Below are 14042 nucleotides of genomic sequence, written 5' to 3' on the forward strand. Positions count from 1 at the left end.
AGCGCCCCCGCCCGAGGGTCAGTGCCCCGCGAGGGCTGCGAGGGACTCGCGCAGCCGGGCCGCGAACTCGGCGGGGTGATCGACGAACCCGGTGTGGTCTCCGGGGAAGCGCGTCGGCTCGATGTCGAGCTGCACGCCGAGGGCCGTGGTCGTGCGTTCGCAGAGCTGGTCGACGGACTCCTCGCCGATGCCGAGTATGAGGCTGCCTGCGCGTGAGCGCAGAACGTCGATGTCGGGCTCCCAACGCACGCTCCCCGGCAGTTCGTACCGGAACCAGAACTGCTCATCGGCGTCGCTCTCGCCGCCGAACCACTGCGCGAGCATCTCCTCCGGCATCGGGATGTTCGCCTGTCGGAAGAACAGTCGCCAGGCGCCGACGCGGTCACCCGAGAGTGCCGCCGCCGTGAGCTCATCGGTGAGCTGGCGCTGTTCGACGCGGTCGGGCACCAGTTCGAGCAACGGAGGTTCGTGCGCGATGACGGTCGCTGCCAGATCGGGGCGTGATTGCGCGAGCGCCAGACTCGTCACCGCCCCACCGCTGGAGCCGAAGACGATCGCGGGGCCGCGATCGACATGCTCGACGAGCGCCGCCAGATCGGCGGCCCGCTGCTGCGGACTCGAACCCACGGAGCGGTCGCGGAGCACGCTGCGCTTCGCTCCGCGCGGGTCGCTCGTCAGCACCGTGTGGTCGGTGGCGAGCTCCTCCGCGAAGGGCGCGAAGGCGTCCGCATCCATGGGGGCCCCGATCAGGGCGATCAGCGGGCCCTCGCCGCGCAGCTCGTAGTGGAGCCGGACATCGGGGAGGTCGAGGGTGTCGGTGGAAGTGCTCATGTGCTGCTCCTGACGGTCGAGCGGTTTCGGCGTGTGCCGCGCGCGCCTGCATCCAGGGTGGCCCCGGACGCGACTCTGCGCCAGCCCCGTCTCTTCGTCTGGCGGTCATTCGTCTCGTCTGCCGCGGCGCCCGACGCGTGCGATCAGGGGGCGGTAGCCTCGACGCATGTCCGCCTTCGGAACGCTCGCCACCCCGGTCGGGGTGATCGGCGTCGTGAGCGACGGTGCGGCGATCACCCGAGTCGCGTGGCGTACGGCGGCACCCGAGGGCAGCGATATGCGGCCCGATCCGCTCCTCGCCGAGGCGCTGGCGCAGTTGGCGGCGTACTTCGAGGGCACACTGCGGAGGTTCGATCTCCCGGTCGATCTCGGCCCGCAGACCCCACGACCAGTGCGGTTCTGACGGTGCTGCACGAGACCGTCGGCCGAGGCGAGACGATCACCTACGGAGGGCTCGCCGCCCGCAGCGGCACCGAGGTGCCGGCCCGGGGATCGGCTCGATCATGGGCGCGAATCCGGTCCCGCTGATCGTCCCGTGCCACCGTGTCGTCGCCGGCGACGGGCTCGGCGGATATTCGGGCGGCGATGAGGGGCACGGGCTCGAGACCAAGCGCTGGTTGCTGGAACACGAAGGCGCACTGCCCACGTCCCTCTTCTGAGCGGGGCCGCGGCATCGTCATCCGTCATCTCGACCCGGAACACCCTGCGAGAATGGACGAGCCGAGTACCGAGCCGAGGAGCCACCGTGCCGTTCATCTCCACCCGCGGCGGCATGCAGCCGCAATCGTTCAGCGAGACGCTTCTGGAGGGCCTCGCGCCCGACGGCGGACTGGCGGTGCCGGAGGTCATGCCGACCGTCGACGGCGAGACGCTCGAGCGCTGGCGTGCGCTGACCTATCCGCAACTCGCGACCGAGGTGCTCGCACTGTTCGCCACCGACATCCCCGTGCCGACCTGGCGCGGATGACGGATGCCGCCTATGCCGACTTCCCCGATGGTGTCGTGCCGCTGCGCGCGATCGACGACGACCTGACCCTCGTCGGGCTCTCCGAGGGGCCGACACTGGCGTTCAAGGACATGGCGATGCAGTTCCTCGGGCAGGTGCTCGAGTACACGCTGGAGCGCAACGACGCGGTCCTCAACATCCTCGGAGCGACCTCGGGCGACACGGGTTCGGCCGCCGAGCACGCCCTGCGCGGCAAGGAGCGCGTCGCCGTGTTCATGCTGTCGCCGCAGGGTCGCATGAGCGCGTTCCAGCGTGCGCAGATGTTCTCGCTCGACGATGCGAACGTGCACAACATCGCCGTCGAGGGTGTGTTCGACGACTGCCAGAACCTCGTGAAGAAGCTCGCCGGAGACCTCGACTTCAAGCGTGCACAGCACCTGGGTGCGGTGAACTCGATCAACCTCGCCCGCATCACGGCGCAGACGGTCTACTACTTCTGGGCATGGCTGCGCGCGACCGATGCGGGTGGCTGGACCGAGCTGTCGTTCACGGTGCCCTCCGGCAACTTCGGCAACATCCTCTCCGGGTTCTTCGCGAAGCAGATGGGGCTGCCGATCCGTCGGCTCGTGCTCGCCGCGAACGAGAACAATGTGCTGGACGAGTTCTTCCGCACCGGCATCTACCGTCCGCGCAGCGCCGCCCAGACGCTCGCGACCTCGAGCCCCTCGATGGACATCTCCAAGGCGTCGAACCTCGAGCGGTTCATCTTCGAGCTGGTCGGCCGCGACCCCGCCCGCGTCGTGGGTGCCTGGGACGACCTCGAGGCACAGGGGTACTTCGACTTCTCCGCAGAGCGGGAGCGCTTCGTCGAGGAGTTCGGCATCGTGAGCGGCACCTCGACCCACGCCGACCGCCTCGCGACGATCCGCGCCGTGTACGAGGCCACGGGGAAGTCATCGACCCGCACACCGCCGACGGCGTGAAGGTCGCGCGCGAGTACGTCGAGCCCGGTGTGCCCATGCTCGTGCTCGAGACTGCGAAGCCCGAGAAGTTCGCCGAGACCATCCACGAGGCGATCGGCGTCGAGCTCGGCTACTCGCCGGAACTGCAGGCGATGCTCGACGCTCCGCAGCACGTGACCGAGATGGCGGACGACGCCGAGGCGCTCCGGGTGTTCATCGCCGCGAACGCCCTGCACTGATCCGCGCCGGGTCGAGATCCCGGTTCCCGCACAGACCCTGACGCCCGCCGGCGACAGGGGGTCTCTGCGTCGGATCGAGCCTGCGAGGCGGCGCCTGGGATGTGCGACCTGCACACGGGCGGACGATCCTGGTGCGCAATGCACATTTCGAGGGAAGAACAGGCTGGCTACTGTGGCCACAACCCGTTACCCCCTCCTCCCCGAAGGATCCTCATGGCACGCACGGCGCACGCAGACGATTTCGCGCTCTCCCGAGTGACGCCCGAGGCTCGCAAGCCCTGGTTCGGAATCGCCGTTCAGCGATTCGGACAGGTCTCGGCCCTCTCGCAGTTCCTCCTCGGCGCGACCCTCGGTTACAGCATGACTTTCGGCGAGGCCGTCCTCGCCTTCCTGTTCGGCTCGCTCATCCTCGAGGTGATCATGTGCGTCGTCGGCTTCATCGGACAGCGCGAGGGCCTCAACACCGCCCTCCTGGCCCGATGGACCGGGTTCGGCGAGATCGGCGCCTCCCTGGTCGGCCTCGCGATCGGCATCAGCCTCATCGGATGGTTCGGCATCCAGTCCGCCATCTCCGCGCAGTCGCTCGACGCCCTGATGCCCGGTGCGCTGCCGGTCTGGGCGTGGAGCCTCATCTTCGGCCTCGCTGTCACCGCGATCGTGGCGTTCGGCTTCGTCGGCATGCAGTGGCTCGCGAACGTCACCGTCCCCCTGTTCCTGATCCTGGTGGGCTGGTCCGTGATCTCCGAGCTCACCCGGCACGACATCGGCGAGCTCCTCACCGGCCCGGCGCCGGGACCCACCATGAGCGTCTGGGCCGGAACCGGCATCGTCGCGGGTGGTCTCATCGTCGGCGCGATCATCACCGGCGACATGACCCGCTTCAACCGCTCGCGCGCCGACGTCATCAAGCAGACCGTCGTGGGTGTCTCGCTCGGCGAGTTCGTGATCGGCCTCGCCGGGGTGCTGCTCGCCCACGCGGCCGCCAGCGGTGACATCGTCGCGATCGTGACCTCCTCGGTCGGCTTCATCGGCCTGTTCATCGTGCTCACCGGCACGCTGAAGATCAACGACTGGAACCTGTACTCCTCGACCCTGGGCCTGGTGAACTTCATCTCCACCGCCTTCGGCAAGAACCTGCACCGCGTCACCACGACGATCGTGCTGGGCGTGGTCGGCTCCGTGCTCGCCGCGGTCGGCATCCTCGGGCAGTTCACCGAGTTCCTGATCGTGCTGAGCGTCGCGTTCCCGCCCATCGCCGGCATCATGGTCGCCGAATACTACGTCGTGCGCCGCTGGCGGCCCGAGCTCGACGCCACCCGCGAAGCCGGCACCCTGCCCGCCACGGCACCCCGCATCGTCCCGGCGACCATCGTCGTATGGCTCGTCTCCGCACTGGTCGGGTACTTCGTGACCTGGGGCATCCCGTCGCTGCTCAGCCTCTTCCTCTCCATGGCGCTCTACATCGTCGCGGGCAAGCTCGGCTGGGTGCGCGGCGTCGGCGTCGCGACCACCCGGCAGGCGAACCAGGCCGACAGCGCCCCCGCTGTGGTCTGAGCAGACCGCCCGGAACAGAACCACCTCCACGAAAGCGAGAATCATGCACATCGGCATCGACGTCGGCGGCACCAACACCGACGCCGTCCTCATGGACGGCACGCGCACCCTGGCCGGGGTGAAGCACTCGACGACGCCCGACGTCACGAGCGGCATCGTCCAGGCGATCGAGGATCTGCGCGTCGGGCACTCCTTCGAGGGCGCCGACATCGATGCCGTCATGATCGGCACGACGCACTTCATCAACGCGCTCGTGCAGGCGAGTCGACTCGCCCCCGTGGCGGCTCTCCGGCTCGGGCTCCCCGCCACGCGGGCGCTGCCGCCGCTGATCGACTGGCCCGAGGTGCTGGTCGAGGCCACGCAGGCGCGCAGCTACCTCGCGCACGGCGGCTACGAGTTCGACGGGCGTCCCATCTCGCCCCTCGACCCGGACGAGATCCGGGCGCACGCGGAGGACATGAAGGCGCACGGCATCCGCTCCGTCGCGATCTCCTCGGTCTTCAGCCCGGTCAACCACGACCTCGAGGTGCGGGCGGCCGAGATCGTCGCCGAGGTCCTGGGGGAGGACGCCGCGATCTCGCTCTCGCACGAGATCGGAAGGATCGGCCTGCTGGAGCGCGAGAACGCGACCATCATCAACGCTGCGCTGCGTGAACTCGCCTCCGAGATCGTCGACGGGCTGACTTCGGCCGTCCGCGCCCAGGGCATCGAGGCGCCGATCTTCCTCAGCCAGAACGACGGCACGCTCATGGACGAGGAGTACGTGCGCCGCTACCCGGTCGCCACCTTCGCGTCGGGTCCGACGAACTCGATGCGCGGGGCCGCGGCCACGAGCGGCCTCGACGACTGCGCCGTGATCGATGTCGGCGGCACCACGGCCGACATCGGGCTGCTCATCAACGGCTTCCCGCGGGAGACGGCGAACGAGGTGAAGGTCGCGGGCATCCGCACCAACTTCCGGATGCCCGACGTGCTCTCGCTGGGCATCGGCGGAGGCAGCATCGTCGACGAGGAGACCGCAGAGGTCGGACCCGCATCGGTCGGGTACAAGCTCACGACCGAGGCCCTCGTCTTCGGCGGTTCGACTCTCACCGCGACCGACATCGCCGTCGCGGCCGGACGTGCGCAGGTGGGAGACCCGAGCAGGGTCGCCCACCTCGACCCCGCGTTCGTGGAGCGCGTGCTCGCCCGCATCGCGGAGCGTGTCTCTGAGGCCGTCGACCGCATGCGCACGTCGCCCGATCCGATCGCCGTGGTCGCGGTGGGTGGCGGCTCGATCCTCCTGCCGGACGAGCTGCCTCTCTTCGGCACGGTGCACCGCCCGGAGAACTACGCGGTCGCGAACGCCATCGGCGCCTCGATCGCCCAGGTCGGCGGTGAGATCGACAAGGTGTACGCGATCGAACCAGGGCGCCGCGAGGAGACTCTCGCGGAAGTGCGCGGCGAGGCCGTCGACAAGGCCATCGCCGCGGGGGCCAAGCCGTCCACCGTGTCGATCATCGACTTCGACGAAGTGCCCATCCCGTACCTGCCGGGCAATGCCACGCGCATCCGCGTCAAGGCGGTCGGCGACCTCGACATGGGGGCGTGACATGAGCTGGACCATCACCCCCGCCCACATCGACGGACTCGCCCGCGGCGCCGCAGTGCTCGGCACCGGCGGCGGCGGCGACCCCTACATCGGCGCGCTCCTCGCCCGTCAGGCCCTGTCCGCCGGCGACGTCACCGTCGTGGCCCTCGACGAGGTACCGGACGACGCCCTCGTGCTGTTCGTCGCGATGATGGGCGCACCGACCGTCATGGTCGAGAAGCTGCCGAGCCTGGCCGAGGTCATCGAACCGGTCAAGGCGTTGGGCATCCACCTCGGCCGCCCCGTGACGCACATCGCCTGCGCCGAGGTCGGCGGCGTCAACTCCACCATTCCCATCGCCGCCGCGGCCGCGCTCGGACTCCCGCTCGTGGATGCGGACGGCATGGGCCGCGCGTTCCCCGAACTGCAGATGGTGCTGCCGACCCTGTACGGCGTGACCGCATCGCCCCTCGCGTTCAGCGACGAGAAGGGCAACACCGGCGTGCTGCAGACCGCCGACAACTCCTGGACGGAGCGCATCGCCCGGGTGGCCTGCGTCGAGATGGGCTGCTCCGTGATGATCTCCGGCTTCTCGATGACCGGTGCCGCTGCTCGTGAGTCGCTCGTCGCGGGGTCGCTGTCGCGCTGCATCGAGATCGGTCAGCGGATCGCCATCGCCCGCGACGAGAAGACCGACCCCGTCTCCGCCGTGGTCGAGCTGTTGGGCGGCCGGGAGCTGTTCGGCGGCAAGGTCGCCGACGTGAACCGGGCCACCACGACCGGCTTCGCCCGTGGTCGTGCGCGCATCGACGGGGACGGCGGCGCATCGCTGACCCTGCGGTTCCAGAACGAGCATCTCGTCGCCGAAGCCGACGGGGAGGTGCTCGCGACGACTCCCGACCTCATCATGGTGCTCGACGGCGAGTCGGGCGAGCCCGTCACCACGGAGGGGCTGCGGTACGGACAGCGGGTGCGCGTGATCGCGGCTCCGGCCGATGAGCGCTGGCACTCCGATGCGGCCCTCGCGATGGTCGGCCCCGGCTACTTCGGCTACGACATCCCGGCGCACCGGTTCGACGGCAGCGTCTCGGCCGGGAGCGCCGTGGAAGGGGCGGCGGCATGAGCTGGCAGCTCACCGCCGCCGATCTGCCCGACCTCGCGCGCGGCGCGACGCTGCTCGGCACCGGCGGGGGAGGAGACCCCTATATCGGCAAGATGCTCGTCGAGCGCGTGCTGGGTGACGGCAGCATCACGATCCTCGACCCGGATGACCTCGCAGACGACCTGTTCGTGATCCCCACGGCGCAGATGGGCGCGCCGACCGTGATGGTCGAGAAGATCCCTGCCGGTACGGAGCCCACCCTCGCCCTGCGCACGCTCGAGGAGCACCTCGGGCGGAAGGCGGATGCCACCATGCCCATCGAGTGCGGGGGGATCAACTCGATGATCCCCCTGATCGTGGCGGCGGAGACCGGACTGCCCGTCGTCGACGCCGATGGCATGGGGCGCGCCTTCCCCGAGCTCTCCATGGAGACCTTCGCCGTCTACGGTGTGCACGGCTCGCCGCTGGCGCTCGCCGGGGAGCGCGGAGAGCAGGTCGTGATCGACACCGGCGACGACGACCGGCAGATGGAATGGCTCGCCCGAGGCATCACGATCCGGCTCGGCGGCGTCGGCCACATCGCCGAGTATGCGATGAGCGGAGCGGATGTCCGTCGCACCGCCGTGCCGCGCACCATCTCGATGGCGCTGGCTCTCGGCCGGGCCATCCGGCTCGCGCGTGAGGGGCACCGCTCACCCTTCGACGCGATCGCCGAGACCCTGTCCACCACGCTCTACCCGCACCTTCGAGAGCTCTGCGTCGGCAAGGTCGTCGATGTGGAGCGCCGCACGACGGAGGGCTTCGCGAAGGGCAGGGCGGTCATCGCCCCGCTGGGCGCCGAGGAGGGCGCCGTGTTCGAGATCGCCTTCCAGAACGAGAACCTGATCGCGCGTCGATCCGGTGCGCTCGTCGCGATCGTGCCGGATCTGATCTGCGTGGTCGACCACGAGAAGGCCGAGCCGATCACCACGGAAGGACTGCGCTACGGACAACGGGTGCGGGTGCTCGGCATCTCCACGCCGGACATGATGCGCACGCCCGAGGCGCTCGCCGCGTTCGGTCCGTCGGCGTTCGGCCTCACGGAGGAGTTCGCCCCCGTCGAAGAGCTGGCCGCGCCATAGGCTGGTCTCCATGAAGCTGGCGCGCGACGACCTCGGGGCCCTCGCGCGCGGCTACGCGCTCCTCGGATCGGGCGGCGGGGGTCGACCACCATGCTCGAACTGATGCTCGGCGCGTCCGACGAGTGGCCGATCGAGGTCGCCGACGCGTCCTCGCTCGACCCCTCGACGCCGTGTCTGGGCGTCGCCTTCGTCGGGTCCACCATGCTGCTGGGTGAACGGATGCCGGGAGCGGCGCCATTCGCCTCGCTTCTGGCAGCGGTCGAGCGGTGGCTGGGACACCCGGTGCCCGTGGTGTGCTCGCTGGAGGGCGGGGGATGAACGGGCTCTCGCCGCTCACACTCGCCGGTACGCACACTGTCGTCGACGCGGACTGCACCGGCCGTGCCGTGCCCGGCCTCGACCAGATGTCGTTGTTCGTGGATCGTGTGCCGGGCCTCGTGTTCGCGTGCGAGACAGGTGCCGACGGGGTCGCGCTCGTGGAGGCCACCAGAGCGATCGACGCCGAACGCGTCGTGCGCTCCGCGATCGTGCAGGCCGGCGGGGTGGGCGGCGCCGTCCTCGCCGGGTTCACGGTCGGCGACCTCCACGAGCACGCCATGGAGGGCCATCTCGCGAGGGCGTTGCGGCTCGGTCGGTCGTTCCAGGCCGCGGCGACGGCTCCACTGTCCGGCCTGGCCGAGAAGCTCGGCGGGGAACTCCTCGCGGAGGGGCGGATCGTCTCGATCACGACGTCTCCCGCAGACCCGCATGTGAACGCGGTGGAGATCGCCGGGCGCAGCGGTGCGGTCCATCGGGTCATCACGCGGTCGGAGACGCTGGCGGTGCTGAGCGACGGCCTGCTCGTGGCGTCGGCACCGACCATCATCGTCGTCGTCGACGCCGTGTCACGGGAGATCCTGGAGGTCACGGATCTGGGTCTCGCGCGCCACGTCGCCGTCCTCGGACTGCCCGCCCCCGAGTGGTGGAACGCCAGAGCCGACCGCCTCGCCCGTGTGGTGCCCTCCGCGTACGGGCTCGAGGATCTGGACGTCGCATGAACGAGAGCCTGCCCCTGAGTGCGCTGCTGGCCGAGGGCGAGAACGGCGGAGTGCGTCATGTCGCCGGGCCGTCGATGAGCTGGGACGCGGTCTCGGTGGAGGCGACGGAGGCGGATCTGCCCGACGACGGCGACGGCCGCCTCGCGATCCTCACCGGCAGCGCGCCGTCGACGACGTGGCAGCAGGACGCGATGCTGCGCCGCGTGCGGGATCGCGGCTACACGGGGCTCGCTCTGCCCGGGGCGGCGGGGATCGACGCGGGTTCGTTCCGGCTCGCCGACCGCATCGGACTCTGCCTCCTCGACGTCGCGCGCCCCGTTCAGCTGGCGAGGGCCTGCTGGATGCTCATCGAGGCACGCGATGCGCTGACACTCAACCGGGTGCGGAAGATCGCACAGTCCTTCGAGTACGCCGCCGACGACCTCGGCGACCTCTTGGGGCACCTCGCCGCGAACCTGGGCATCGGCGTGGCTCTCATCGACGCCGCGGGAGTGCTGCGGGAGGCGGGGGCGCATCTGGACACCGCGCTGCACGCCGCGATCCGCTTCGACTCCTGGATCGATGGCGCCAGAGCCGGCGAATCCGCGGCAGCCTCCGTGCGCGTCGACAGCCCGGGGCGCACCGGACTGCGGCTGGTGCTGTTCGGACGAGGACTCGGCGAGTCGCAGCTGCAGTCCCTCTCGGTCGCCGCCGAGGTCGCGATGCCGGCGGTCGCCGCACGGATCCTGATCGACGAGATCGCTGCGGTCAACGATGTCGCCGCGTCGTCGGGCCTGCTCAGGGACTTCGTCGATCTGCGCGGAGCCGCCGACGCCGACGTCGAACGACGCATGGTGGAGCGGGGCTGGCGCACCGACGGTCACCACATCGGGTTCCGGATGGTGGCGCGCGGACGGGTCGATCCGTTCTCGCTCCTGCGGTCGATCAGCGCGGGTCTGAGTGCGATCGATGCCGAAGCGCACGCCACCACGGCGGGGCGCGGCATCAGCGGCTGGCTGTCGTTCCCGGAGGCCCCGGGGCCCGACCGGGTCGAACGCTCGGTGGCCGCTCTGCGCGAGCTGCACCTCAGCGCGTTGCGCGACTTCGCCGTCGCGACCGGCGTCGGCTCGCTGCAGAGCGGCTCGGAGGGTCTGGCGGGCACGCTCGACGAGGCAGGCGACGCCGCACGGATCGCCGCCGCGAGGTCGGCCACCGGATGGTTCGTGCGAGTCGACAGCCTCGGGCTCGAACAGCTCCTGCTCGCCTGGACGGGGAACGACACCTTCGTCCCGGCGGCGCAATCCTCCTCGCGCCCCTGCGGGAGGGCGGAGGCGAACTGCTCACGACGCTCTCGTCCTACCTCGACCACGAATCGGGCATCGCCGCGACCGCGGCCGCGCTCGGCCTGCACCGCAACACCGTGGCCGTGCGGATCCGCCGCGTGCAGGAGCTGCTCGGCATCGACATGAGCGATCCGGAGGCGCGGCTCGCGCTGCACCTGGCGTGCCGGGCCGTGCTGCCCGGCTGAGCGGTCACTCCGGGTCGCCGTGCAGCATCCAGGCGATGCCGAAACGGTCGACGAGCATCCCGAACGTGCCACCCCACGGCGGGGTGTCCAGCGGCATCGTGATCGTGGCACCCTCCGACAGGCGATCCCAGACCTCCTGGGTGCGCGCCTGCGTGTTCCCGCTCAGCGACACCGAGATCCCCTGGGGCTTCTCGTACGTCATGCCATCGGGGGTGTCGGACGCCATCAGCACGAGGCCGTCCGGCGTGTTCAGCTGCGCGTGCATGATGAGCTCGTTCTGACTCGGGTCCTGCACCATGTCGGGGAAGTCCCCGAACACGCTGAGGTCGAGGTCGCCGCCCAGCACGCTCTGGTAGAACTCCATCGCCTGGCGGGCTTCCGTGCGGAACGAGAGGTACGGGTTGAGAGCGGGCATGAGGATCTCCAAGTCGAACGGAAGGTGTCACGGCCGGCACCGTTGACGCTCAGTCTGCGCCGCGTTCGGCCGCCTCGCAAGGGGGCCCGTCCCGTCACTCCGGGAGGGCGCGCACGGCCGCGGTGAGCACCTGCGGCACCGTCGGAACGCCCTCGGCGCGGAAGACCTCCGTGCCGGATGCGTCGCGGATGATCACGGTGGGCGTGAAGCGGATGTCGAGCTCCTCCGCGAGATCGGGCTCGTGCGCGATGTCGATCTCCGAGACCACCGCATCCGGGAGGTAGCGCGCCGCGTCGCCGAGCACGGCTCTCGTCCGCGCACAGGCGCCGCAGAACGAGGAGGACACGAGTGTCAGCTCCATGCGGTCTCCTCCCGGCTCACGCGATCTGCCCTTTCGGGTGCAACCGCCGATCGGTGCCACCTGTTCCCGCCGCCGGCACCCCGCTCCGGTCGTCTTCGGCACGGCGCGAGGCTATCCCGTCCCCGCGGACGCTCTGCCGTCGCCGCGGTCGGGCGACTCACTGTGCGGCGAGCCACTCCTCGAAGGTCTGCCGACCGAGGTCCGCGTCCCGGCCGGGGAGCGCCTTCCCCGATCGCATGCCCGACATCTGGGGTCCCGGCACGCTGACGGCCGGGACCCAGCCCTGGTATCCGGTGTGGCGTGCGAAGGCGCGCACCATGTCGGCGAGCTGCTCCTCGCGCGGTCCGGCGAGGTCGCGCACCCGTCCCTGCGCATCGCCGGCAGCGAGTTGTGCCAAGCGTTCTCCGACCTCGCCGGCGGCCACGGGCTGCGTGCGCGCTCGGGGTGCGATGTGCAGGGGGCCGAGCTTCGCGCGCGCGAACATCTGCGCCGCGAACTCGTGGAACTGCGTCGCCCGCAGGATCGTCCACGGCACCGTCGCCGCCTGCACGAGCTTCTCCTGGGCGAGCTTGCCCGCGTAGTAGTCGTACGGGATCCGATCGATGCCGACGATCGACAGCAGCACGACGTGCCCGACACCCGCCTCCGCCGCCGTGGTGATCAGATTGCCCGTCGCGGCGGTGAAGAACTCGATGGCGGTGCTCGCCTTCAGCGTCTCGATGCTCGCGACGTCGATCACCGCGTCCGTGCCCTCCAGCGCCGCCGCGAGACCGCGGCCGGTCACCAGGTCGACGCCGTGCGAGCGGCTGAGCACGACCGGGTCGTGGCCATCTGCGCGCACGGCCTCGACCGTGCGGCGTCCGACGACCCCGGTTCCTCCTGCGACGGCGATCCTCATGTGCATGCTCCTTCGTCCCGACACATCCTCCTCCTTCTTCGTGCGCGCGGACGGGCGACGTGACGGAGCGGCCTCTCTCCTGCAGACGCCCCGCCCTCGCTACGATGACGACTGTGACCCCCACGACCGTGCGCCCCGGCATCGCCGAGCGTCTTTCGCAGATGATCCGGATCCCGACGGTCTCCGCGGAGCTCGATCAGCGCGGCTCCGCGCCGTTCGAGGAGTTCGTCGCACTGATCGCCGAGCTCTATCCCCTCGTGCACGAGAGGCTCACCCTCGAACGCCACACCGCATTCGGTCTGCTCTTCCACTGGCCCGGCTCCGGCGCTTCCGACGGAGGGCCCGTGGTGCTGATGGCCCACTACGACGTCGTCCCGGTCGACGAGAGCGATGCCTGGACCCATCCGCCGTTCGCCGGGGTGGTCGCGGACGGCTCGGTGTACGGTCGCGGTGCCCTGGATGACAAGGGACCGCTGATCGTCGTGCTCGAAGCGGTCGAGAACCTCCTGGCAGACGGATTCGTGCCCACCCGCGACGTGTACCTCTCGTTCGGCGGCAACGAGGAGACCTACGGGAAGGCCGCAGAGGAGATCGCGCGGGTGCTGCACGACCGCGGCATCGTGCCGTGGCTGGTCGTCGACGAGGGCGGCGCGGTCGTGGATGCGCCGCTTCCGTTCGTGCCGGGCCGCGCCGCGATGATCGGCGTGGGCGAGAAGGGCGTCATGACGGTGCGGCTCTCGGCCCGCGGTGAGGGCGGCCACGCCTCCGCTCCGCCGTCGCTCACCGCAGTCCGTCGCATCGCCAGAGCCGTCGACCGGCTCGGACCGACGACGTTCCGCCCGCGGGCATCGAACGCGGTCCTGCGGATGCTGTCCCAGCTCGCGGCGCAGACGACGGGACCTGCGCGACACCTGCTCCGGCTCCTGGCCTCGGCGCGGCCGCTGACGTCGCAGGTGTTCGCCGCGCTCGGCGGCGAACCCGCGGCGCTGGTGCGCACGACGGTCGCGCCGACGATGCAGTCCGGCGGAACCGCGGCGAACGTGCTGCCCTCGCAGGCGACCGCCACCGTGAATCTGCGCATCGCGCTGGGCGAGACGACGCAGCAGGCCGTGTACCGCCTGCGACGCCGGATCCGCGACCCCCTCGTGCGGGTCGAGGTCGTCGAGGCGAGTGAGCCGTCGCCCGAGTCGTCGACCGACAACGTCCAGTTCGCGCTGCTCGCGGCGGCACTGGAGGTCTCCCATCCCGGTGTCCCTGCCGTGCCGTACGTCATGATGGCGGCCACCGACTCGCGCCATTTCCATCGCTTCGCGCCGGCCGTCTACCGCTTCGCTCCGCTGGACATGTCCAACGCGCAGCGCGCCTCGATCCACGGCGTCGACGAGAGCGTCGAGATCGCGGCCCTGGAGCGGGGGAGCGGTTCCATCGCACGCTCCTCGAACGGCTAGGGTGATCTCACCCGCCTCCCGCCGCCCGCCGGAGGACCCGCACGAGAAGCA

The 14042-nt window shown here is 70.5% G+C and carries 14 protein-coding genes and 2 pseudogenes; 12 read left to right on the top strand and 4 right to left on the bottom strand.

Translation table 11 applies throughout. From position 1 onward, the window contains the following. Window positions 1-18 precede the first annotated feature (18 nt). Complete coding sequence (locus K1X59_RS04520; protein ID WP_183151959.1) at window positions 19-831, bottom strand: alpha/beta fold hydrolase; 813 nt, start codon at window positions 829-831, stop codon at window positions 19-21. Between the two features lie 166 nt (window positions 832-997). Here K1X59_RS04520 and K1X59_RS20805 point away from each other — a divergent pair, with 166 nt between their 5' ends. The 11 genes and pseudogenes from K1X59_RS20805 (at window position 998) to K1X59_RS20820 (ending at window position 10869) form a co-directional block, all read left to right on the top strand. Then, window positions 998-1234, top strand: coding sequence for a hypothetical protein (locus K1X59_RS20805; RefSeq protein ID WP_258567078.1), 237 nt, complete (start codon window positions 998-1000; stop codon window positions 1232-1234). 100 nt (window positions 1235-1334) lie between these two features. Then, on the top strand, window positions 1335-1490 hold the full coding sequence (locus K1X59_RS20810; RefSeq protein ID WP_258567079.1) for an MGMT family protein: 156 nt from the start codon (window positions 1335-1337) through the stop codon (window positions 1488-1490). A gap of 86 nt (window positions 1491-1576) precedes the next feature. Continuing rightward, window positions 1577-2978: pseudogene (thrC, locus tag K1X59_RS04530) on the top strand (threonine synthase). A gap of 213 nt (window positions 2979-3191) precedes the next feature. Beyond that, window positions 3192-4532, top strand: coding sequence for a cytosine permease (locus K1X59_RS04535; protein ID WP_183151960.1), 1341 nt, complete (start codon window positions 3192-3194; stop codon window positions 4530-4532). Window positions 4533-4575: 43 nt separating this feature from the next. Then, window positions 4576-6123, top strand: a complete 1548-nt coding sequence (locus K1X59_RS04540) for a hydantoinase/oxoprolinase N-terminal domain-containing protein (RefSeq protein ID WP_183151961.1) — start codon at window positions 4576-4578, stop codon at window positions 6121-6123. Window position 6124: 1 nt separating this feature from the next. After that, window positions 6125-7225, top strand: coding sequence for a DUF917 domain-containing protein (locus K1X59_RS04545; protein WP_183151962.1), 1101 nt, complete (start codon window positions 6125-6127; stop codon window positions 7223-7225). Further along, window positions 7222-8325 (top strand): DUF917 domain-containing protein, encoded by a 1104-nt coding sequence (locus tag K1X59_RS04550; RefSeq protein WP_183151963.1) that lies wholly within the window; start codon window positions 7222-7224, stop codon window positions 8323-8325. The genes K1X59_RS04545 and K1X59_RS04550 overlap by 4 nt, the downstream gene beginning before the upstream one ends. Before the next feature lie 90 nt (window positions 8326-8415). Next, window positions 8416-8643 carry a DUF917 family protein gene (locus K1X59_RS22765; RefSeq protein ID WP_396652569.1) on the top strand — a complete coding sequence of 76 codons (228 nt, stop codon included), beginning with the start codon at window positions 8416-8418 and terminating at the stop codon, window positions 8641-8643. Then, window positions 8640-9362 carry a DUF917 domain-containing protein gene (locus tag K1X59_RS04555; protein ID WP_396652570.1) on the top strand — a complete coding sequence of 241 codons (723 nt, stop codon included), beginning with the start codon at window positions 8640-8642 and terminating at the stop codon, window positions 9360-9362. The genes K1X59_RS22765 and K1X59_RS04555 overlap by 4 nt, the downstream gene beginning before the upstream one ends. An 830-nt stretch (window positions 9363-10192) precedes the next feature. After that, window positions 10193-10474: pseudogene (locus K1X59_RS20815) on the top strand (PucR family transcriptional regulator); the annotation flags it as partial. Window positions 10475-10557: 83 nt separating this feature from the next. Continuing rightward, a complete protein-coding gene (locus tag K1X59_RS20820) occupies window positions 10558-10869 on the top strand; it encodes a helix-turn-helix domain-containing protein (RefSeq protein ID WP_258567081.1) in 312 nt (103 codons plus the stop codon). Window positions 10870-10873: 4 nt separating this feature from the next. Here the strand turns inward: K1X59_RS20820 and K1X59_RS04565 are convergent, their stop codons facing one another. From K1X59_RS04565 to K1X59_RS04575, 3 genes are all read right to left on the bottom strand, one after another. Then, on the bottom strand, window positions 10874-11284 hold the full coding sequence (locus K1X59_RS04565; RefSeq protein WP_183151965.1) for a VOC family protein: 411 nt from the start codon (window positions 11282-11284) through the stop codon (window positions 10874-10876). A gap of 94 nt (window positions 11285-11378) precedes the next feature. Further along, window positions 11379-11645 (bottom strand): thioredoxin domain-containing protein, encoded by a 267-nt coding sequence (locus K1X59_RS04570; RefSeq protein ID WP_183151966.1) that lies wholly within the window; start codon window positions 11643-11645, stop codon window positions 11379-11381. A 157-nt stretch (window positions 11646-11802) separates the two neighbouring features. Further along, complete coding sequence (locus tag K1X59_RS04575; RefSeq protein WP_220173976.1) at window positions 11803-12543, bottom strand: SDR family oxidoreductase; 741 nt, start codon at window positions 12541-12543, stop codon at window positions 11803-11805. Between the two features lie 113 nt (window positions 12544-12656). Here K1X59_RS04575 and K1X59_RS04580 point away from each other — a divergent pair, with 113 nt between their 5' ends. Further along, window positions 12657-13991, top strand: a complete 1335-nt coding sequence (locus tag K1X59_RS04580; protein WP_244632389.1) for a M20/M25/M40 family metallo-hydrolase — start codon at window positions 12657-12659, stop codon at window positions 13989-13991. Window positions 13992-14042: the final 51 nt, after the last annotated feature.

The organism is Microbacterium sp. Se5.02b (assembly GCF_019464375.1).
GTDB lineage: Bacteria > Actinomycetota > Actinomycetes > Actinomycetales > Microbacteriaceae > Microbacterium.

What these genes read in the sequence shown, in the direction of transcription:
- K1X59_RS04520 (WP_183151959.1), bottom strand. Translation starts at nt 831, where the DNA reads ATGAGCACTTCCACCGACACCCTCGACCTCCCCGATGTCCGGCTCCAC.
- K1X59_RS20810 (WP_258567079.1), top strand. Translation starts at nt 1,335, where the DNA reads ATGGGCGCGAATCCGGTCCCGCTGATCGTCCCGTGCCACCGTGTCGTC.
- K1X59_RS20805 (WP_258567078.1), top strand. Translation starts at nt 998, where the DNA reads ATGTCCGCCTTCGGAACGCTCGCCACCCCGGTCGGGGTGATCGGCGTC.
- K1X59_RS04540 (WP_183151961.1), top strand. Translation starts at nt 4,576, where the DNA reads ATGCACATCGGCATCGACGTCGGCGGCACCAACACCGACGCCGTCCTC.
- K1X59_RS04570 (WP_183151966.1), bottom strand. Translation starts at nt 11,645, where the DNA reads ATGGAGCTGACACTCGTGTCCTCCTCGTTCTGCGGCGCCTGTGCGCGG.
- K1X59_RS04575 (WP_220173976.1), bottom strand. Translation starts at nt 12,543, where the DNA reads ATGAGGATCGCCGTCGCAGGAGGAACCGGGGTCGTCGGACGCCGCACG.
- K1X59_RS04565 (WP_183151965.1), bottom strand. Translation starts at nt 11,284, where the DNA reads ATGCCCGCTCTCAACCCGTACCTCTCGTTCCGCACGGAAGCCCGCCAG.
- K1X59_RS04550 (WP_183151963.1), top strand. Translation starts at nt 7,222, where the DNA reads ATGAGCTGGCAGCTCACCGCCGCCGATCTGCCCGACCTCGCGCGCGGC.
- K1X59_RS04555 (WP_396652570.1), top strand. Translation starts at nt 8,640, where the DNA reads ATGAACGGGCTCTCGCCGCTCACACTCGCCGGTACGCACACTGTCGTC.
- K1X59_RS04535 (WP_183151960.1), top strand. Translation starts at nt 3,192, where the DNA reads ATGGCACGCACGGCGCACGCAGACGATTTCGCGCTCTCCCGAGTGACG.
- K1X59_RS20820 (WP_258567081.1), top strand. Translation starts at nt 10,558, where the DNA reads ATGGTTCGTGCGAGTCGACAGCCTCGGGCTCGAACAGCTCCTGCTCGC.
- K1X59_RS22765 (WP_396652569.1), top strand. Translation starts at nt 8,416, where the DNA reads ATGCTCGAACTGATGCTCGGCGCGTCCGACGAGTGGCCGATCGAGGTC.
- K1X59_RS04545 (WP_183151962.1), top strand. Translation starts at nt 6,125, where the DNA reads ATGAGCTGGACCATCACCCCCGCCCACATCGACGGACTCGCCCGCGGC.